14 protein-coding genes are annotated in these 15,905 nt (G+C 68.8%); 5 read left to right on the top strand and 9 right to left on the bottom strand.

The features are described 5' to 3' along the window. Window positions 1-67: 67 nt before the first annotated feature. Window positions 68-2,950, bottom strand: a complete 2,883-nt coding sequence (locus FDA38_RS01655) for a S8 family serine peptidase (protein ID WP_233714655.1) — start codon at window positions 2,948-2,950, stop codon at window positions 68-70. A gap of 132 nt (window positions 2,951-3,082) precedes the next feature. Here FDA38_RS01655 and FDA38_RS01650 point away from each other — a divergent pair, with 132 nt between their 5' ends. From FDA38_RS01650 to FDA38_RS01640, 3 genes are all read left to right on the top strand, one after another. Further along, window positions 3,083-3,619 carry a GrpB family protein gene (locus FDA38_RS01650; protein WP_202877517.1) on the top strand — a complete coding sequence of 179 codons (537 nt, stop codon included), beginning with the start codon at window positions 3,083-3,085 and terminating at the stop codon, window positions 3,617-3,619. 137 nt (window positions 3,620-3,756) lie between these two features. Continuing rightward, window positions 3,757-4,827 (top strand): glycosyltransferase, encoded by a 1,071-nt coding sequence (locus tag FDA38_RS01645; protein ID WP_137252286.1) that lies wholly within the window; start codon window positions 3,757-3,759, stop codon window positions 4,825-4,827. After that, a complete protein-coding gene (locus tag FDA38_RS01640; protein ID WP_137252285.1) occupies window positions 4,811-5,977 on the top strand; it encodes a hypothetical protein in 1,167 nt (388 codons plus the stop codon). The genes FDA38_RS01645 and FDA38_RS01640 overlap by 17 nt, the downstream gene beginning before the upstream one ends. On the opposite strand, the gene FDA38_RS01635 is transcribed toward FDA38_RS01640, so the two are convergent. Then, window positions 5,948-6,517: a TIGR03086 family metal-binding protein gene (locus FDA38_RS01635; protein ID WP_137252284.1), complete on the bottom strand. Its 570-nt coding sequence runs from the start codon at window positions 6,515-6,517 to the stop codon at window positions 5,948-5,950. The genes FDA38_RS01640 and FDA38_RS01635 overlap by 30 nt on opposite strands. A 167-nt stretch (window positions 6,518-6,684) precedes the next feature. Between FDA38_RS01635 and FDA38_RS01630 the strand changes: the two genes are divergently transcribed. Then, window positions 6,685-7,632: an aldo/keto reductase gene (locus FDA38_RS01630; protein ID WP_202877516.1), complete on the top strand. Its 948-nt coding sequence runs from the start codon at window positions 6,685-6,687 to the stop codon at window positions 7,630-7,632. Continuing rightward, window positions 7,629-7,973, top strand: a complete 345-nt coding sequence (locus FDA38_RS01625; RefSeq protein ID WP_137252283.1) for a YciI family protein — start codon at window positions 7,629-7,631, stop codon at window positions 7,971-7,973. The genes FDA38_RS01630 and FDA38_RS01625 overlap by 4 nt, the downstream gene beginning before the upstream one ends. Here the strand turns inward: FDA38_RS01625 and FDA38_RS01620 are convergent. Genes FDA38_RS01620 through FDA38_RS01590 form a run of 7 tightly spaced genes read right to left on the bottom strand, consistent with a single transcriptional unit; the run spans window position 7,970 to window position 15,829 of the window. Further along, the gene (locus FDA38_RS01620) at window positions 7,970-8,401 is read right to left on the bottom strand and encodes a GNAT family N-acetyltransferase (RefSeq protein ID WP_137252282.1); all 432 of its coding nucleotides are present in this window, start codon (window positions 8,399-8,401) and stop codon (window positions 7,970-7,972) included. The genes FDA38_RS01625 and FDA38_RS01620 overlap by 4 nt on opposite strands. A gap of 42 nt (window positions 8,402-8,443) precedes the next feature. Continuing rightward, window positions 8,444-8,731, bottom strand: a complete 288-nt coding sequence (locus tag FDA38_RS01615; protein ID WP_137252281.1) for a hypothetical protein — start codon at window positions 8,729-8,731, stop codon at window positions 8,444-8,446. Between the two features lie 10 nt (window positions 8,732-8,741). Next, complete coding sequence (locus tag FDA38_RS01610) at window positions 8,742-9,890, bottom strand: VWA domain-containing protein (protein WP_137252280.1); 1,149 nt, start codon at window positions 9,888-9,890, stop codon at window positions 8,742-8,744. Then, complete coding sequence (locus FDA38_RS01605; protein WP_137252279.1) at window positions 9,887-12,055, bottom strand: DUF5682 family protein; 2,169 nt, start codon at window positions 12,053-12,055, stop codon at window positions 9,887-9,889. The genes FDA38_RS01610 and FDA38_RS01605 overlap by 4 nt, the downstream gene beginning before the upstream one ends. Continuing rightward, window positions 12,052-13,134, bottom strand: coding sequence for an ATP-binding protein (locus tag FDA38_RS01600; protein WP_137252278.1), 1,083 nt, complete (start codon window positions 13,132-13,134; stop codon window positions 12,052-12,054). The genes FDA38_RS01605 and FDA38_RS01600 overlap by 4 nt, the downstream gene beginning before the upstream one ends. Then, complete coding sequence (locus tag FDA38_RS01595) at window positions 13,131-14,534, bottom strand: DUF5691 domain-containing protein (RefSeq protein ID WP_137252277.1); 1,404 nt, start codon at window positions 14,532-14,534, stop codon at window positions 13,131-13,133. Before FDA38_RS01595 ends, FDA38_RS01600 begins: the two co-directional genes overlap by 4 nt. Then, window positions 14,531-15,829: an SWIM zinc finger family protein gene (locus FDA38_RS01590; RefSeq protein WP_137252276.1), complete on the bottom strand. Its 1,299-nt coding sequence runs from the start codon at window positions 15,827-15,829 to the stop codon at window positions 14,531-14,533. The genes FDA38_RS01595 and FDA38_RS01590 overlap by 4 nt, the downstream gene beginning before the upstream one ends. Window positions 15,830-15,905: the final 76 nt, after the last annotated feature.

The raw sequence follows: 15,905 nt of genomic DNA, 5'->3' as shown, positions 1-15,905 counted from the left end.
AGGTACAGCCCGCGAACATAAAGCTGGGGAGGATCCCGCATTCGGGATCCTCCCCACGTCGTCGCTGTCAGCTGACGGTGACGATCTTGTTGGCCGTGAAGGCCTGGGCGTGGTCCGCGTCGGCCGGGAACCAGACGCGGTAGGCGATCTGGCCGCGGATGGCGGGCTTGATGCCGAAGGCGTACTTACCCGAGGTGCTGAGCTTGACCGAGGCGATCGACTTCCAGACCTTGTTGCCGTACTGCTGGAGGTAGACGACCTTGCCGGCGTGCGCGGGTGCGACGTACCCGCTGAACGCGGTGGTCTTACCGAGCTTGATCGCCGCCGGCGCGAGGGTCGCGGAGATCGTTGGCGCGACCTGCACGGTGATGTCGGCGGTCCGGGTGCCCATCAGGTCGGCGTTGCCGGGGAACGTGAGCATGTAGACCGAGGACACAGTCGGCTTCGCCACGACCGAGAGCGTTCCGGTCGAGGACGTCTTCAGCGCCGCGAGCAACGTGAACTTGGTCGAGGTCTTCGGCCGCACGTACACGTTCACCGGCAGTCCGGCGTACGCCAGGTTGTCGATCCGCAGCGTGCTGCCCTTGATCGTGATCGCGCCGCCGTAGTTGATCAGCGTCGACGTCGTGCTGATCCCGGACTTCATCCCGAGCAACTGCTTGATCGCGATCGGGCTGTAGTGGCCGGCCCGGTCGACGACCCAGCCCGCGTACGTGTACGTCGTACCCTGCGCCAGCCCGGTGTTCTTCACCGCGGTCCCGGTGCCCGAGTAAACCAGCGTGCCCGTGCTCGGCGTCGGCGCTTTGCTCCCGACGTTCCGCCGCACGATCACCTGGGCGAGGTCCGTCGTCGGCGGAATCGTCCAGGCCAAGTTGGCCGCCAGGTAAGCACCGCCGCCGGTGAACGTGGTCAGCTTCTGCGGTACCAGGTCCGGCGTACTGAAGACCGAGCTGAACGGCTGGATCGGCAGGCCGCTGGAGGTCTCCACCACCCCGGTCGCCGCGAGCTTGTACGGCGTTGCTTCGAGCAACGAATCCTTCGGGGTCAGGATCGCCTGGTGCGACGACGGGTCGTAGGTCACACCCGCCGGAACCACCGCACCGGTCTTCCCGTTCAGCAGCTTCAGACCGGCGATGACGCTGTTCGCGTCGACCTCCGGAGCGAACGTGACCACCGGCTGGATCTCGGTGCTCGCGATCGTCGACAGGTCGGCCGGCAAGGCGTCCAGGACCGGGTACGCCGGGATCGGCGCGGCGCCGACGTTGCCGTCCGCGTTGGTGACCTTGATGCTGTACGCGCGGCTGTCCCGCGAACCGTTCGCGTTCCGTACGGCGATATAGGCGGTCTGGGCCGGCAACGTGGCGTAGGTGCTGGCGGTCAGCGCCTGCGGGATCTCGTAGCCGTCGCTGTCCACCGGCGGTTCCGGCTTCTGGACGAACGCCAGCGGCTTGAGCGCGCTGTCGTACACCGAGACGACCGGCCCGAAGTTCTGCGCGTAGGTGCCGGAGTCGAACATCGCTCCGGTGACGTCGACGCGTACCTGGTGTGAGGCCGTGCCCGGGATCTTGTACCAGTCGACGTCGCCCTCGACGCTGATGGTCCCTGAAGCCGCGACACCGGCGATCAGCTCGCCCGCGCGGGCCGGCTGGTCGTTCTTGTCGGCTGTGCCCATGGCGAAGTCGGTGGTGGGTGCGCCGCCGAGGGCGGCGTACGCGTCGAGGATGCCTGCGCCGTAGTACGGGTCGGTCCCGCGCGGACCGGCGTCGCGGGCGGTTGCCTTGAGGCGGGCCATCACCTGTGCCGGCGTGAACGACGGCCACTTGTTGCGGACGAGGGCGGCGACGCCGGCCACGATCGGCGAGGAGAACGACGTACCGGCGAGGCCGAGGAAGTACGGCTCGTAGCCGGCCGGGGTTCCGGCGCGGGGCGAGGTGCTGGTGATGTCGTAGCCCGGGGCGGCGAGGTCGACGGAGTCGCCGTAGCTGCTGAAGCTGGTCAGTACGCCGGCCTGGTTCGTGGCGCCGACCGACAGGACCTCCGGGTATGCGCCGGGGAAGTGGTTCGACGAGTCGCCGCCGGTGTTGCCGGCCGCGGCGACCAGTACGACGCCCTTGGCGACCGCGTTCTGGATCGCGGTGTGCAGGACCGGGTCGTCGCCCTCACCGCCGAGCGACATGTTGATCACCCGGACGCCGTTCTTGACCGCCCAGTTGATGCCGTTGATCAGGTTCGTGTCGTCACCCGAGCCGGTGTCGTCGAGCACCTTGACCGGGCGGACCTTCGCGTTCCACGCGACGCCCGCGATGCCGGTGCTGTTGGACGTGCCGGCCGCGATGATGCCGGTGGTCGCAGTACCGTGGCCGTCGCCGTCGTTGGGCGGGAGTGCGGTGTTGAACGTGTTGTAGCCGGGCAGCAGGTGACCGACCAGGTCCGGGTGGCCCGCGTCGACGCCGGTGTCGAGGACACCGATCGTCTGGGTGCCGGCGCTCTTCGAGAGATCCCACGCCTTGTCGACGCGGACGGTCGACAGGTACTTCTGGTAGTTCGTGTACAGCCAGTCGTTCGGTATGGCGGACTTCTGCCGGATGTAGTTGAGCGAGGCAACCTCGACCGACGGGTCGGCCTTGACCTTCTTCAGCAGCTCGGTCGCCGGAACGTCACCGGTCACCTTGACGACGTCGGCGGTGACGGAAACATCTGGCGTGCCCTTGACCTTGGCCAGCGCGGACTTGCGCGCCGAGGTCGTTGCCTTCGGCTTGAACTGCACGATCACTGACTTCGGGTCGTACTTCGGACCACTCGCCGCAGCGGGCTGGAACTTCGCGTGACGCACATTCGGCTCGGCCGACACCGCAGCCGTGCCGGATGAACCGGTAACCACCACCACCGACCCCGCAACCAGCGCAGCCGGCACAGCCAGCCGCAACCAACGAGCAGTACGGAACACCACAACCCCCAAGAACCTCAATCGGGCGGACTGGACCGGATGTGGTCCCGGCCATAAATCGCGCGAACAGCCACCCGCGTTACACCTTCTGCAACTTCCTGCAATTTCAGGCTGCGCGGGTCTACGGTTGGCGCGGTGATCCGGATCGATTCCTACGACCCTGCGTGGGCCAACCGCTTCACCGAGCTCGGCCTGTCGCTGCGCTCGGCCCTCGGCGATGTCGCCGTCCGAATCGACCACATCGGCTCCACCGCCGTCCCCGGCCTGGCCGCCAAACCGATCATCGACATCCAGATCTCGGTCTCGTCACTGGAACCGGTCGAGCCGTTCCGGATGCCGCTGGAAGCCCTTGGATACGTATACCGCCCCGACAACCCCGAACGCACCAAACGCTACTTCCGCGAACCACCCGGCACGCCCCGCACCCACATCCACGTGCGGAAACTGGGCAGCTTCTCCCAACAGTTCCCGCTCCTCCTGCGCGACTACCTCCGCACACACCCCGAGGAACTGCCTCCATACGAGACCTTGAAACGCTCCCTAGCCGCCCAACACCCCGACGACCGCACCGCCTACACCAACGCCAAACTCCCCTGGTTCTGGCAAACCATCCAACGAGCAGACACCTGGTCCCAAGCCACCGGCTGGGAACCAGCCCCCACAGACGCCTGACCTAACCGAACACGACGCACTTTCCCGTGGCTGCACGGAACAGCCATCGCGCATCGGGCGTGTTCTCCCACCACGCCAACTGATCTCACACCAGTTGGATGGGCGGTTGTTGGTGGGGACCGATAGTCTCGGGCGCCATGAGCACCTGCGTCGCCATTGCGGTGATTACCTTCAGGCGACCTGCTCTGTTGCGGGGGTTGTTGACCAGTTTGCAGGCTCAGGAGCTCCCCGCGGACTCCGATTATGCGATCCGGATCGTCGTGGTCGACAACGACGCGGACGGCTCGGCGGCGGCGGTCCTGGAGGAGTTCGGCGCGGGTACGCCGTACCCGATCCAATCGGTGGTCGAACCGGAGCCGGGAATCCCCTTCGCCCGGGAGCGATCCGTCGAGCTGTGCTGGAACGACGACGCCCTGATCTTCGTCGACGACGACGAGACCGCGCCCCCCGGCTGGCTCAAAACGCTCCTCCAGGCCTGGGAGACGACCGGCGCCGACGTCGTCACCGGCCCGGTGAAGGGCAACCTCCCGCCCGGCGCCCCGCCCTGGAACCACTACAGCGACGTCCACGACTCGACCGGCAAGCACACCACCGGCGAGGAACTCCGCAAGGCGTACACGAACAACACCCTGGTCAGCCGCCGCGTCTACCACGCAGTCACGCCCGGATTCCATCCCGCGTTCCGCTACACCGGCTCCAGCGACCTGCACTTCTTCCTCCGCGTCCACCGCGCCGGCTTCCGCATCGTCTGGTGCGAGGAAGCGTGCATCGCCGAGGAGGTGCCGGTCGGCCGGACCACACTCCGCTGGCTGGTCCGCCGTGCCTTCCGCTCCGGCTCCGGCGACACCATCAGCCGCCTGCTGATCCGCCCGGGCGCGATCAGCTACGTACTCGTGCTGGCCTATGCTTCGGCCCGGGTGATCTCGGCGATCGGGTTCGCCCTCGCCGGGCTGCTGCTCGGCCGGAAGACGCACCTGCTGAAGGCAGTCCGCCGGTTCTTCTCGGGCGTCGGCAGTCTCGCGGGGATAGTAGGGATCAACCATGACGAGTACCGGGAACGGCACGGGTCCGGCGACGGCCCCGGGCCGGCCGACGGTGGCGGAGCTGTGCCGGGCGATCTGGCAGGTGGAGACGGACCTGGGGCTGCTCGAGTGGCAGACCCGAGGCGCTCACCCCTGGCCGATCATCCGGATGCGCGTCTTCCATGAGCTGACCCGCCGCACCGGCATCCACGGCGCACCCCATCCGGTACGACGTACGCCGTACGACAAGGCCGCCCTGGTCGCGAAGCATGTCGCCGGGATCGTCACCCGCTCCCCGTTCCCCGGCCGGTACGACGCCCTCGTCGTACCGCATCCACGGAAACCGAACGGTGTCGAGATCTACACCGACGAACTCCGCAGAACCCTCGGCGACAACGCCCTGATCCTCGACTCAGGCATCAACGGCACCCCGCTCCCCGGCAGCAAGAACCTCGACTTCTTCACGTCCGCCGCCGGCGCGATCCATCCCCGCACGACAGACGATCGCGGCATCGGCAGCGCGCTCGAGAAACTCACCGGTGTCCGCGTCCCGGTCGGCGCGATCCTGGCCCGCGAAGTCCCGAAGCACCTGCGACTGCGCGCCCTGTACCGAGCCCTGCTCAAGCGGCACCGGATCAAGACCGTGTACGTCGTCGTCGCGTACTTCCACCAGCACATCGTCGGCGCCGCCCGCGATCTCGGCATCCGCGTCGTCGAGCTCCAGCACGGCGCGATCAGCCCGTTCCACCTCGGCTACAGCTACCCCGGCCGGCCGGCCGTTGCGGATCAGCCCGACGAGCTCTGGTGCTTCGGGTCGTACTGGACCGACGTCGCGGATCTCCCCGCCGGGATGCGGACCGAGGTGATCGGCGCGACGTTCCTGCCGAAGCCCGGGCCGAAGGATCCAAACCGAGTGGTGTTCCTCTCGCAAGGAACGGTCGGCGCAGAGCTGATCCGTACGGCGGATGCTGTCGCGAAGCAGCATCCCGAACTGGAGATCGTCTACCGCCTCCACCCGAGCGAGCGCCCCGAGGACTACACGATCCCGGACGGCATACACCTGTCGACCAGCGGCAGCACGCTCGACCTGCTCGCCACCGCGACGTACCAGGTCGGCGTCTCGACGACCGCGCTGTTCGAGGGCATGGCGCTCGGCTGCCGTACGGCGGTCGCCGACCTCCCCGGCCACGAGTACCTGGACCCGGCGATCGCGAAAGGCCACGCAGCGCTGATGACACGGCCCGCCGAACTCACCCAGGCACCGCTGTGCGACGACCCCAGCAGCTACTACGCGCCAAACAACCTCTCACGGCTCGCGGCCCAGCAACCCCAGTAGCCGGTCCTGCAGGGGAGCTTCCGGCGGAACAGGTACCTCGGCGCCGTACACCTCGATGCCCTCGCCGAAGGCGCCTGGCGTCCGGTACTTCGCCATCAGGTCCGGTGGGATCGCGACCGCCGCCGCCCAGAGCCGTTCGATGTCGACCGGCTCGATCGTCTCGTCCTGACCAGTGGCCCTGGCCAGGTCCCAGCCATGCAGGACGAGGTCGTCGGACACCACCTGGTCGATGTGTTCCTCGGCCGTCATCCGGCCGCCGGGTGTATCGCTCTCGGTCAACGCGGCGACGGGGTCGTCGAGTACGTCCTCGATCGCGGCGCGCGCCTCCTGGAACGCGGTGAGCGGATCGTCCGCCGGCGTCAGCCTCCGTGCGACCGGGATCAGCATCACGCCGTGCATCGTGACGACGTGCTCGACCACGTCCCGCGCGGTCCACCTCGCGCACGGCGACTGGTTCTCCCACTCGTCCGGCGCCACGGCGGCAACCTTCTGCTCGAACGCATCGGCCCGCCGTCGGTACCGCTCCGCGATCTCGCTCATGCCCGCATAGTGCCGTCCGCTGCCGCCCGGCGGAAGGTCTGCGCGGCTAACGACAGGAGGTAGTCGGTCTCGGCACCCGGGGCTGAGCGCTGGGCGGGCGCGGATCCATGACCACCTCCTGTCGTTAGCGGCGAAGACTGTCGGTGGGGACTCCTAGGGTCGTTGGCGTGCGGACGGTTGAGCTGGGGCGAACGGGGTTGCGGGTCAGCGAGCTGGGGTTGGGGCTCGCCTCGATCGGTGGGATGTTCGCCGCGGTTCCGCAGCAGCAGGCGGTGGCGACGATCGACCGGGCCTGGGAGCTGGGGGTTCGGTTGTTCGACACCGCGCCGGTCTACGGGTACGGGTTGTCCGAGCAGCGGGCCGGCCTGGCCTTGCGCGGTCGATCACGCGGCGAGTTCGTGCTCTGCAGCAAGGTCGGGCGACTGATCGAGCCGGGCGGCCCGGATCTGCAGCCGATCTGGGCCGAGCCGCCGGCCGGGCTCGGGCCGAGGCTCGACTACTCGTACTCCGCAACGATCCGCTCGCTCGAAGCCAGCCTGGAGCGGATGGGCATCGACCGGATCGACATCCTGCACATCCACGACCCCGACCTCGACTATGGCGCCGCGTCGACCGAGGCGTTCCGCGCGCTCACCGAGCTCCGCGGGCGCGGCACGATCGGGGCGATCTCGCTCGGCGTCAACCATGCGGACCTGGCGGCGCGCTTCCTCCGGGAGACCGAAGGAGTCGACTGCGTCCTGCTCGCCGGGAGGTACACGCTCCTCGACCAGACCGGTGAGGACGAGCTCCTGCCGCTGTGCGAGAAGCTCAGCGTCGCCGTGCTCGCGGCTGGGGTGTTCCAGGGCGGAGTCCTCGCCGACACTGCGGACGGCGCTCCCCACGGGTACGAGCGGGTTCCGAAGGACGTGCTCCGACGCATCGACGTACTGCGGGAGCTCTGCCGGCAGCACGGCGTACCGCTGCTGGCGGCTGCGGTGCAGTTCCCGTTGACGCATCCCGCCGTACCGGCCGTCGTCGTCGGGGCGCGGAGTCCGCGGGAGATCACCGAGATCGCGGCGTGGCTCGATTACGAGATCCCTCATGCGTTCTGGGGCGCACTAAGGTCTCGGCTATGAGGTACATGCTGCTGCACAAGACCAATGACAGTCTCGAGGCGGGCAACCCGCCCGACCCGGAGATCCTCGAGCGGGCCGACGCCGTACTCGAGGAGATGCGTCAGGCCGGGGTGTTGGTGCTCGGTGAAGGGCTGATGCCGAGTTCGCGGGGTGCGCGGGTCACGTTCCCGGTGCCGGGTCAGCCGCGGGTGATCGACGGCCCGTTCGCGGAGACCAAGGAGCTCGTCGCGGGGGTCTCGATCATCCGCGTCGACTCCAAGGAGGAAGCCGTCCAGTGGGCCCTCCGCTTCGCCGAGGCCGACCCGTATACCCCGATCGACATCCTGGAGATCGCCGGCTAACGCTTCATGTGCAGGATCGGGTACGGCTTGCCGGTCGTGTCGTGCTCGCTGCGTGAAACCACCCGGAAACCGTGGCGCTCGTAGAAGCCGATCGCCTGCGGGTTCTGCTCGTTGACGTCGACCGCAACCGCCGCAAACGAAGCGAACGCGTGCTCCAGCAGCAGACTCCCGCCGCCCTGGCCGCGGTACGCCGGGTCGAGGAACAGCATCTCGACGTTGCCGTCCTCGACGCCGATGAACCCGATCAGCAACCCGTCGTCGGTCCGCAATCCCGCGAGCTGCGCGATCTCACCGAACGACGCCCGGACCAGCGGCCGGAACACATCGAGATCCGCCTCGGTGACGAAGTGGTGCGTCGCCCGCACCGACGCCTCCCACAGCTCGGCGGCGCGGTCGTACTCGTCGGGCCGGATCTCGCTCACGTTCATGTCGCCCACGGTCGCATCCGCCTCCGGGCGGTGTCAGGCGAATTACCTGGCGATTACGCCCTCTTCGGCGACCACCAGCGAGTCGATGGCTGCGAAGAACCTCGCGATCCCCGGCAGGTTCGGGCCCTTCTCGCGCGACGTCGCGAAGTCTTCCGGCGTCGCCCAGTCGACGATGTCCAGCCACTCGTTGTCGGGCAGTTGCACCAACCGCGCGCGCAGGAAGCCGGCTCGATCGGCCTCGAAGTCCTTCAGCATGTCGGCGCGAGCGGCGAGCAGTTCCTCGGTCTTCTCGGCCAGCACCCGGAAGCGGGTCAGTTCGACGGTGGTCATCGGATTCCTTTCACGTCAGGTTGGTAGAGGCCCAGCTGGTGATGTCCTCGTGCCGGATCGCAGCGGCCATCAGGTCCGGGAACAGATCCGGTGTGCAGGCAAACGTGGGTACGCCGAGATCCGCCAGCGCCGCCGCGTTCTCGGCGTCGTACGACGGGGTGCCCGAGTCCGCCAACGCCAGCAGAGCAATCACCTGTACGCCGGACTCCACCAAGGAACGCGCCCGGCGCAGCATCTCTTCCCGGACGCCGCCCTCGTACAGGTCGGAGATCAGTACGAGCACCGTCTCGGCCGGCTTCGTCACGAGGTCCTCGCAGTACGCCAGCGCCCGGTTGATATCCGTCCCGCCGCCCAACTGCGTCCCGAACAGCACGTCGACCGGATCGTCGAGCTGATCCGTCAGGTCGACGACGGCAGTGTCGAAGACGACCAGCGAAGTCCGCAACGTGCGGATCGAGCCGAGCACCGCACCGAACAGCGAGGCGTAGACGACCGACTCCGCCATCGATCCCGACTGGTCGATCGCAAGCACGATGTCCCGCTGCACGCTGTGGTTGCGGCGCGCATATCCGACCAACCGGTCCGGCACGATCGTCCCGAGCGCCGGCGAGAAATGCTTCAGGTTGATCCGGATCGTCCGGTCCCAGTCGATGTCCGAGTGCCGCGGCCGCGTCGTACGCCCGGCCCGGTCGAGCGCGCCCGTCACCGCAGCCCTCGTGCGCTCCGCCAATCGTGCCTCGAGCTCGGCGACCACCCGGCCGACCACGTCCCGTGCGGTCTGCTTGGTCTCCTCGGGCATCACCTCGTTGAGCGCGAGCAGCGTGCTGACCAGGTGTACGTCGGGCTCGACCGCGCCGAGCAGCTCGGGCTCCATCAGCATCCGCGTGATGCCGAGCCGCTCGACCGCATCCCGCTGCATGACCTGTACGACGGTGCTCGGGAAGTACTGCCGGATATCGCCCAACCACCTGGCCACCCGCGGCGCCGACGAACCCAACCCGGACGACCGCTGACTGCCCGACTCCCCTTCTCCTGCGTCGTACAGCGCGGCCAACGCGGCGTCGACGGAGCGGTCCTCGGACGACAGCGTCGTACCCGTCTCCTCCTCGGCCTCACCACCCAGCACGAGCCGCCAGCGTCGCATCCGCTCGTCGTTCATGAGACCCCCAGCAACTGCGCGACGACCGGCAACGCAGTCACTGCGAGCTCGGCGTCAAGGTCGTTGTCGTCGGCAATCACCAACGACGCCGGGTCGGCGAGGACCCGAGCACGCGCGCCGATCGAACGCCGCTCCGGCGCCGCGAAGGTCCCGAACGTACGCCGCAACAACGGCAGCACCTCCACGAACGCATCGTCCGGGATCGCGCCCAACCACTCGTCCACCAGCGCCAGCAGCCGCTCGTCGTGCACCAGCAACAACCCGCCGCCGGCGAGGAACCCCTCGATGTACCCGGCCGCCTCCGCAGTCGCAGTACCGGGAGACAATGCCCGCCCCAACCGCAGCGCGACCTCGTGATCCGGCAGCCGCGACGTGTCCATCATCAACCGCGTCAACCGCCCGCGGATCAACGGCGGCACGGAGGAGCGGTCGCTCAACCCCTCCAACGTGTTCAGCCACTCCGCCCGTACGTCCTCGGCCAGCAGCACGGTCGCGTCCTGCACGCCGTCGATCAGCTCCTGTACGGCGGCCGCCGCATCCGGGTCGAGCCCGTGGACCGTCCGTGCGAGCCCCGCACAGACTCGCGACACCATCCGCCCGGCGACCGAGGCCAGCCCGGCCGTGTCGGTCCCGCGTACGTCGCCGTACCGGGAGGCTCGCGCCAGAGCTGGAAGCGCCGCCATCAGGTGACCGACATCGGCGTCGGCGGCCGCGCGGGTGTCGATCCCTTGCAGCAAAGACGGAAGTGCGTCCGCTAGATCGGCGAGCAACGACCGCTCGAGCGCGGCCGTGACGTCGGCGAGCGTCGTCGAGTCGGCCGCCTTCAGCATCACGGTCGTCGCCGCGCCGAGCACCGTCGTACCGTGGGCGCCTGCGGCAACCAACTCGACCTCGAGCCCTGGATCCCAGGCCAGCCGCCACATCTCGCGGAACGTGCCCTGCGCCCGCCGTTCGTCGGCGGCGGGCACACCCCAGTGCACATCGAGAATCCTCAACCTGTGTAGAAGTCTGGACTTCTCCAGGTCGTTCGACTTCCGCAGATCAAGCTCGATCACCCGCTCGGTCGCGTCCCGCTTCATCCGCAACCGCCGCGCCTGCGCCGCCAGATCCGCCGCGACCGGCGCCTGCGGTGTCTCTCCCGGCACCGACCCGAGCAACTCACCGACAACTGCTTCTCGCGTCACGAGATCCAGCAGTACGTCGTTCCCGCCGCAGAGGACTGCCCGCGTCGCCTCGGTCACCTCGCTCAGGCCGGCGAGCGGGCGTTCTCTCAATGCCGCAAGGGTGTCCGCGAGTCGCACCGCCTCGATCACGTGTGCACTGGAGACGGGCAGATCCTCCTCCCGCAGCACCTGCGCGACCTTGGACAGCCAGCGCGTGGTGATCTGATCAGGCGCGGTGAACAGGTGGTGGTACCAACCAGGCGAGGTGATGCCGGCGCCGTACCCGCTCGTTGCCGCCAATCGCCCGTGCGTCCAGGGTACCCAGGTGCAGGCGATCTTGCGTTTCGGCAAGCCCTTGAGGATCCGCTGGTCATGTGTTGCTGGGGGCAACGGAAGTTCGAGCGCGGGGACATGCCAGGCGCCGCAGACCACCGCGATCCGCTCGAAGCCCTCCCGGATCGCCTTCCGCAGGACCGTCCGCATGTAGGCCTCGCGTTGCGCTTCGCGGCCCGTCGCCTCCGAATCGCGCCGCAGTTCGCGCATTGCGTCGGCGATCACCGTGAACGGCTCGGCACCGTCGCGTCGCGACTCGATCACGTCGTCCCACCAGCGCTCGGGATCGTCGTACCCACCCGCCTCGGCCAGTGTCGCCAGCGGATCCATCGACACAGACCGCCCACCCGAAGACGCGAACTGTTGCGCCGCCGGCAGGTCGCAGAACCGTACCGGGATCTCCGCAGCCAGCCCGTACTTGATCGCCTGCCACTCGGGGCTGAACACCGCGAACGGCCAGAACGCGGCCCGCGTCGAGTCGTCGACGGCGTACGCGAGGAGTGCGACCGGCGGCTCCATCTCCTCGGAGGCCGCCAGCTCGACGATCTTGTCGGCCTCCGGGGGTCCCTCGATCAGCACGATGTCGGGCTGGAGCTCGGCCAGCGCGGTCGCCACCGCGCGCGCCGACCCCGGCCCGTGGTGCCGGATCCCGAGCAGGTGAACGGTCATCCGGAAATCTCTCGGCAGGCCCGGTAGAACGGCGCCCAGTCGTCTCGCTCGCGCACCACTGTCTCGAGGTACTCCGACCACACGACCCGATCCGCGGCGGGGTCCTTGACGACCGCGCCGAGGATGCCGCCGGCAACATCTGTCGGCCGTAGTACGCCGTCGCCGAAGTGGGCCGCGAGGGCGAGACCGCCGGTCACCACACTGATCGCCTCCGCGGTCGACAGAGTTGCGGACGGGGACTTGACCGCCGTACGGCCGTCCTCGGTCCGGCCGGAGCGCAGCTCACGGAAGATCGTCACCACGCGGCGGATCTCGTCGAGCGCGTCGTCCGGCTGCGGGAGCTCCAGGGCCGAACCGAGCTGCGCGACCCGGCGCGAGACGATCTCGACCTCGTCGTCCGCGGATTCGGGCAGCGGGAGGACGACGGTGTTGAACCGCCGGCGCAGCGCGGACGAGAGCTCGTTAACGCCCTTGTCGCGATCGTTGGCGGTGGCAATGACGTTGAATCCCTTGCGGGCCTGGACTTCCGTGGCCAGCTCGGCGATCGGCAGCGACTTCTCGGACAGGATCGTGATCAGCGCATCCTGTACGTCGGAAGGCATACGGGTGAGCTCTTCGATCCGGGCGATCTTCGCCTCGGCCATCGCGCGCTGCACCGGACTCGGCACGAGCGCGGCCTCACTGGGGCCCTGGGCAATCAACTGGGCGTAGTTCCACCCGTAACGGATCGCTTCCTCCGCGGTTCCCGCCGTACCTTGCACGAGCAGTGTCGAGTCCCCGCTGATCGCGGCGGCGAGATGCTCGCTCACCCAGGTCTTCGCCGTTCCCGGTACGCCGAGCAGCAGGAGGGCGCGATCCGTCGCCAGGGTGGCGACTGCGACCTCGACCAGGCGGCGCGGGCCGACATACTTGGGTGAGATCTCGGTGTCGCCCGCCTTGCCGCCGAGCAGATACGTGACGACCGCCGCCGGCGACATCTGCCAGGCGGGCGGACGCGGTTTGTCGTCGGTGTCTCTGAGCGCTTGCAGCTCGTCGGCGTACTCGACTTCCGCGTGGGGGCGAAGGACTTCAGTTGTCATGAGAGCTCCTCGTACATTTCACGGCGGAAGGTCAAGGTCTCCACCAGGCGGCGACGCCAGGTGTCTTCCTCGCCGGTGGCTTCGCGGGTGATCGGATGATTGAGTACGTCGGGCGGTACGGCGCGGGCCGCGGTGCTCGCGAGCCGGGCCCAGGCGCGGTTGGAGCCGACCTTGGCGAGCTGGTCCAGGATCATGTTCGCGAGCGAGTCCGGCCACGGGACGGGCAGGCCGCCGACGAGTTCGGTGACGTCGACGGTCTTCCGGAGTACGTCGACTGCGCGGGCCCATTCGTCGGCCGGCAGCAATCGCAGCAGCTCTGCGGGACTGCGGTCTCCGGTCGAGGCTTCTGACCGGAGGAGGGCTCGGGCCCACTCGGCGGAACCTTCGCGGATGGCGGCCTCGGTCCATGCGGCTTGGAGGATGTCGGGTGCGCAGCCTTCGACCGGTGTCTGCAACCAGGCGAGGTCCATGGCCGACAACGGCGTGTTGGCAACGATCTGCAGGAACCACCAGGCTCGCTTGCCGATACCTTCCGGGTTCTGCGAGTCGATGCCGTCGCGTTCCATCGACTGCGAGAGCCGCTTCGGCAGGTCGACCGCGAGCACGCCCTGGCTCTCGACGAGATGCGAGTGGAGGCGTTCGATCATGCGTTCGCCGTACTGCGATCCCGGTATGCGGGCGAGCAGGCGCGCGGCGCCCCGGCGTACCTCACGGGAACGGTCGTCGAGGGCCGCCTCCAGGAAATCCTCGTCCTGCAAGGACAAACTGTCCGCGAGGAGGCCGAGGAAGTCGGCTCGGGTGGCGGCGGACTCGGTCGGCCAGACCTCCGCGAGCGCCTCACGGGCCGCGTCAGGGTCCTGGCTGCGGAGGGTGCGGAGCCAGGTCCGGCGCTGGATCGCGTTGCCGTGCGTCCACAGCTCGGGATCGTTGCTCTCGGCAACGGCGGCGTGGAGGTAACGCCACTCGGGGTTGAGATCGGCCAGCCAACGAGCGCGTCGGCCGGCGGCTGCGATCACGAGTGGACGGTACTCCGCACGGTGGCGCGCGTAGTCGGCGAGCGCCGGGAGGTGCTCGGGTGGGACGCCCCAACCGTGTGCGTCGGCGGTGCGCAACCATTCGCCGAGCGCCGAGGTCTGGAATCCGCCCAGCATGGCAGCCAGCCGGCGGATCGCGACCGGGCGCGGCAACGGCCGATCTTCGCCGGGTGCGGCAGCGATCGGTTCGAGTTCGCGGAGGGGCTTGCGGCCGGCGCGCTTGTAGACGGTCGCGAGCGCGGCGGCGTCGAGGAGGCCGCCGCCGCCGAGGCGCTCATGGATGTGCTCGGGGAGCTCTTCGAAGTGTGCGGGCCGACGATCCGTGCCGAGGAGCGCGGAGCTGACGAGACCGTCCCAACCCTTCACAGGATCACCGGCCGATCGTTGTGCCAGCAGGTCATCGGGCGGAGGCCGGCGCGGTTCCACTCGCCGGCGACCGTGATCGGGTCGCCGGCCGATACCGCGAGGAGCTTCCAGGCATCCCATCCCGGCAGCAGCTCGAGCGCGTCGCCGTCCGCATCCACCAACGCCCATCCGTCACCGTGACTGGCCGGTCGTACATCCTGGAGCACCAGCGGCCACCGTTCGTTCCACGGGTCGGCGGCGAGGGATTCGACGTACGACGCGAGCGCTTGACGGGCTGTGAAACCGGCCGGGCGCGGTGCGGGCATGCGGGGATCGGTCTGCGTGAGGAGGGCGCGCATCGGGAGGGCACCCGGATAGAAGGAGAGCGTGCCGGGGACGTACTCACCGGGGCGGGCGGGGAGAGGGTCCAGCGGGCGGCCGGCGGCGGCGAACGTGAGGATGAGGCCGAGGCGGCCGGTTGTTGCCCCGCGCAACCAGACGCGGCGGACGGTGAGGCGGTCGTCGGGCTCGATCACGCGACCGAGTACCAGCCAGTCGTCCTGGACCTTCTCGCCGTCGGCCAGGACGCGGGCGGTCTCGGTCGACCAGCCGATCCGGGTCTGCACGGTGTCGGCGAGCGACGGCGGGAGGTCGGCGAGGCGGTCGTGGGCGGAGACGATCAGGTGGACGAGGGACAGCTCTTCGAGCAGTTCGCCCGGCCATCCGTGACCGCGGCCGACGACGCCCGCTGCACGGCGTACTGCTCCTGCGACTCCTGGCGCCTGGGCGTCGACCATGCGTGCGGCTAGGCGGCTGAGCTCTGTGTACGCACGCTGGTCGAAACCTCCCAGGCCGAGGCGGACCTGGTCGTCCAGCCAGCCTTTCAGTTCAGCCATGCCGCTCGAGACCCGATCGGCACGACGCGAGGCACGTTGTTGAGCGGCTATCGGATCGGCTACCTCGCCCGGCTTCCGCTCGGGCTGGTCGGCGCGGGCGGCGCGTTGGTCCACCCAGGTCTTCACCCAGTCGACCTCGTCAGCCGGCCGCACCTCACCGGTGGCCGACAGCAGCATCAGGCCGAGCGCGTGCTTGCAGGGGAACTTGCGGCTGGGGCAGGAGCATTTGTACGCCGGACCGCTCAGGTCGACTGCGGTCTGGTACGGCTGCTTGCCGCTGCCCTGGCACAACCCCCAGACGGCCCGCTCGGAAGACCCGGTCTCCGACCACTTGGCTGCGCGAGCCTGCGCCTGCGCAGCCTTCGCGGACGCAGCATCAGGCGCCAGCCCCAGCACCTGCTCTACGTCCCACAACCCCACACCACTCCCTCACCACCGTCCCTACCCGAAGCATGCCACCCACCCCCGACAACCCACCCACCGCATTTAGCTGGCG

The organism is Kribbella jiaozuonensis (genome assembly GCF_005233875.1).
Classification (GTDB): domain Bacteria; phylum Actinomycetota; class Actinomycetes; order Propionibacteriales; family Kribbellaceae; genus Kribbella; species Kribbella jiaozuonensis.
Note: the sequence above shows the minus strand (reverse complement) of the source record. Positions and strands in the feature narration are given on the sequence as shown.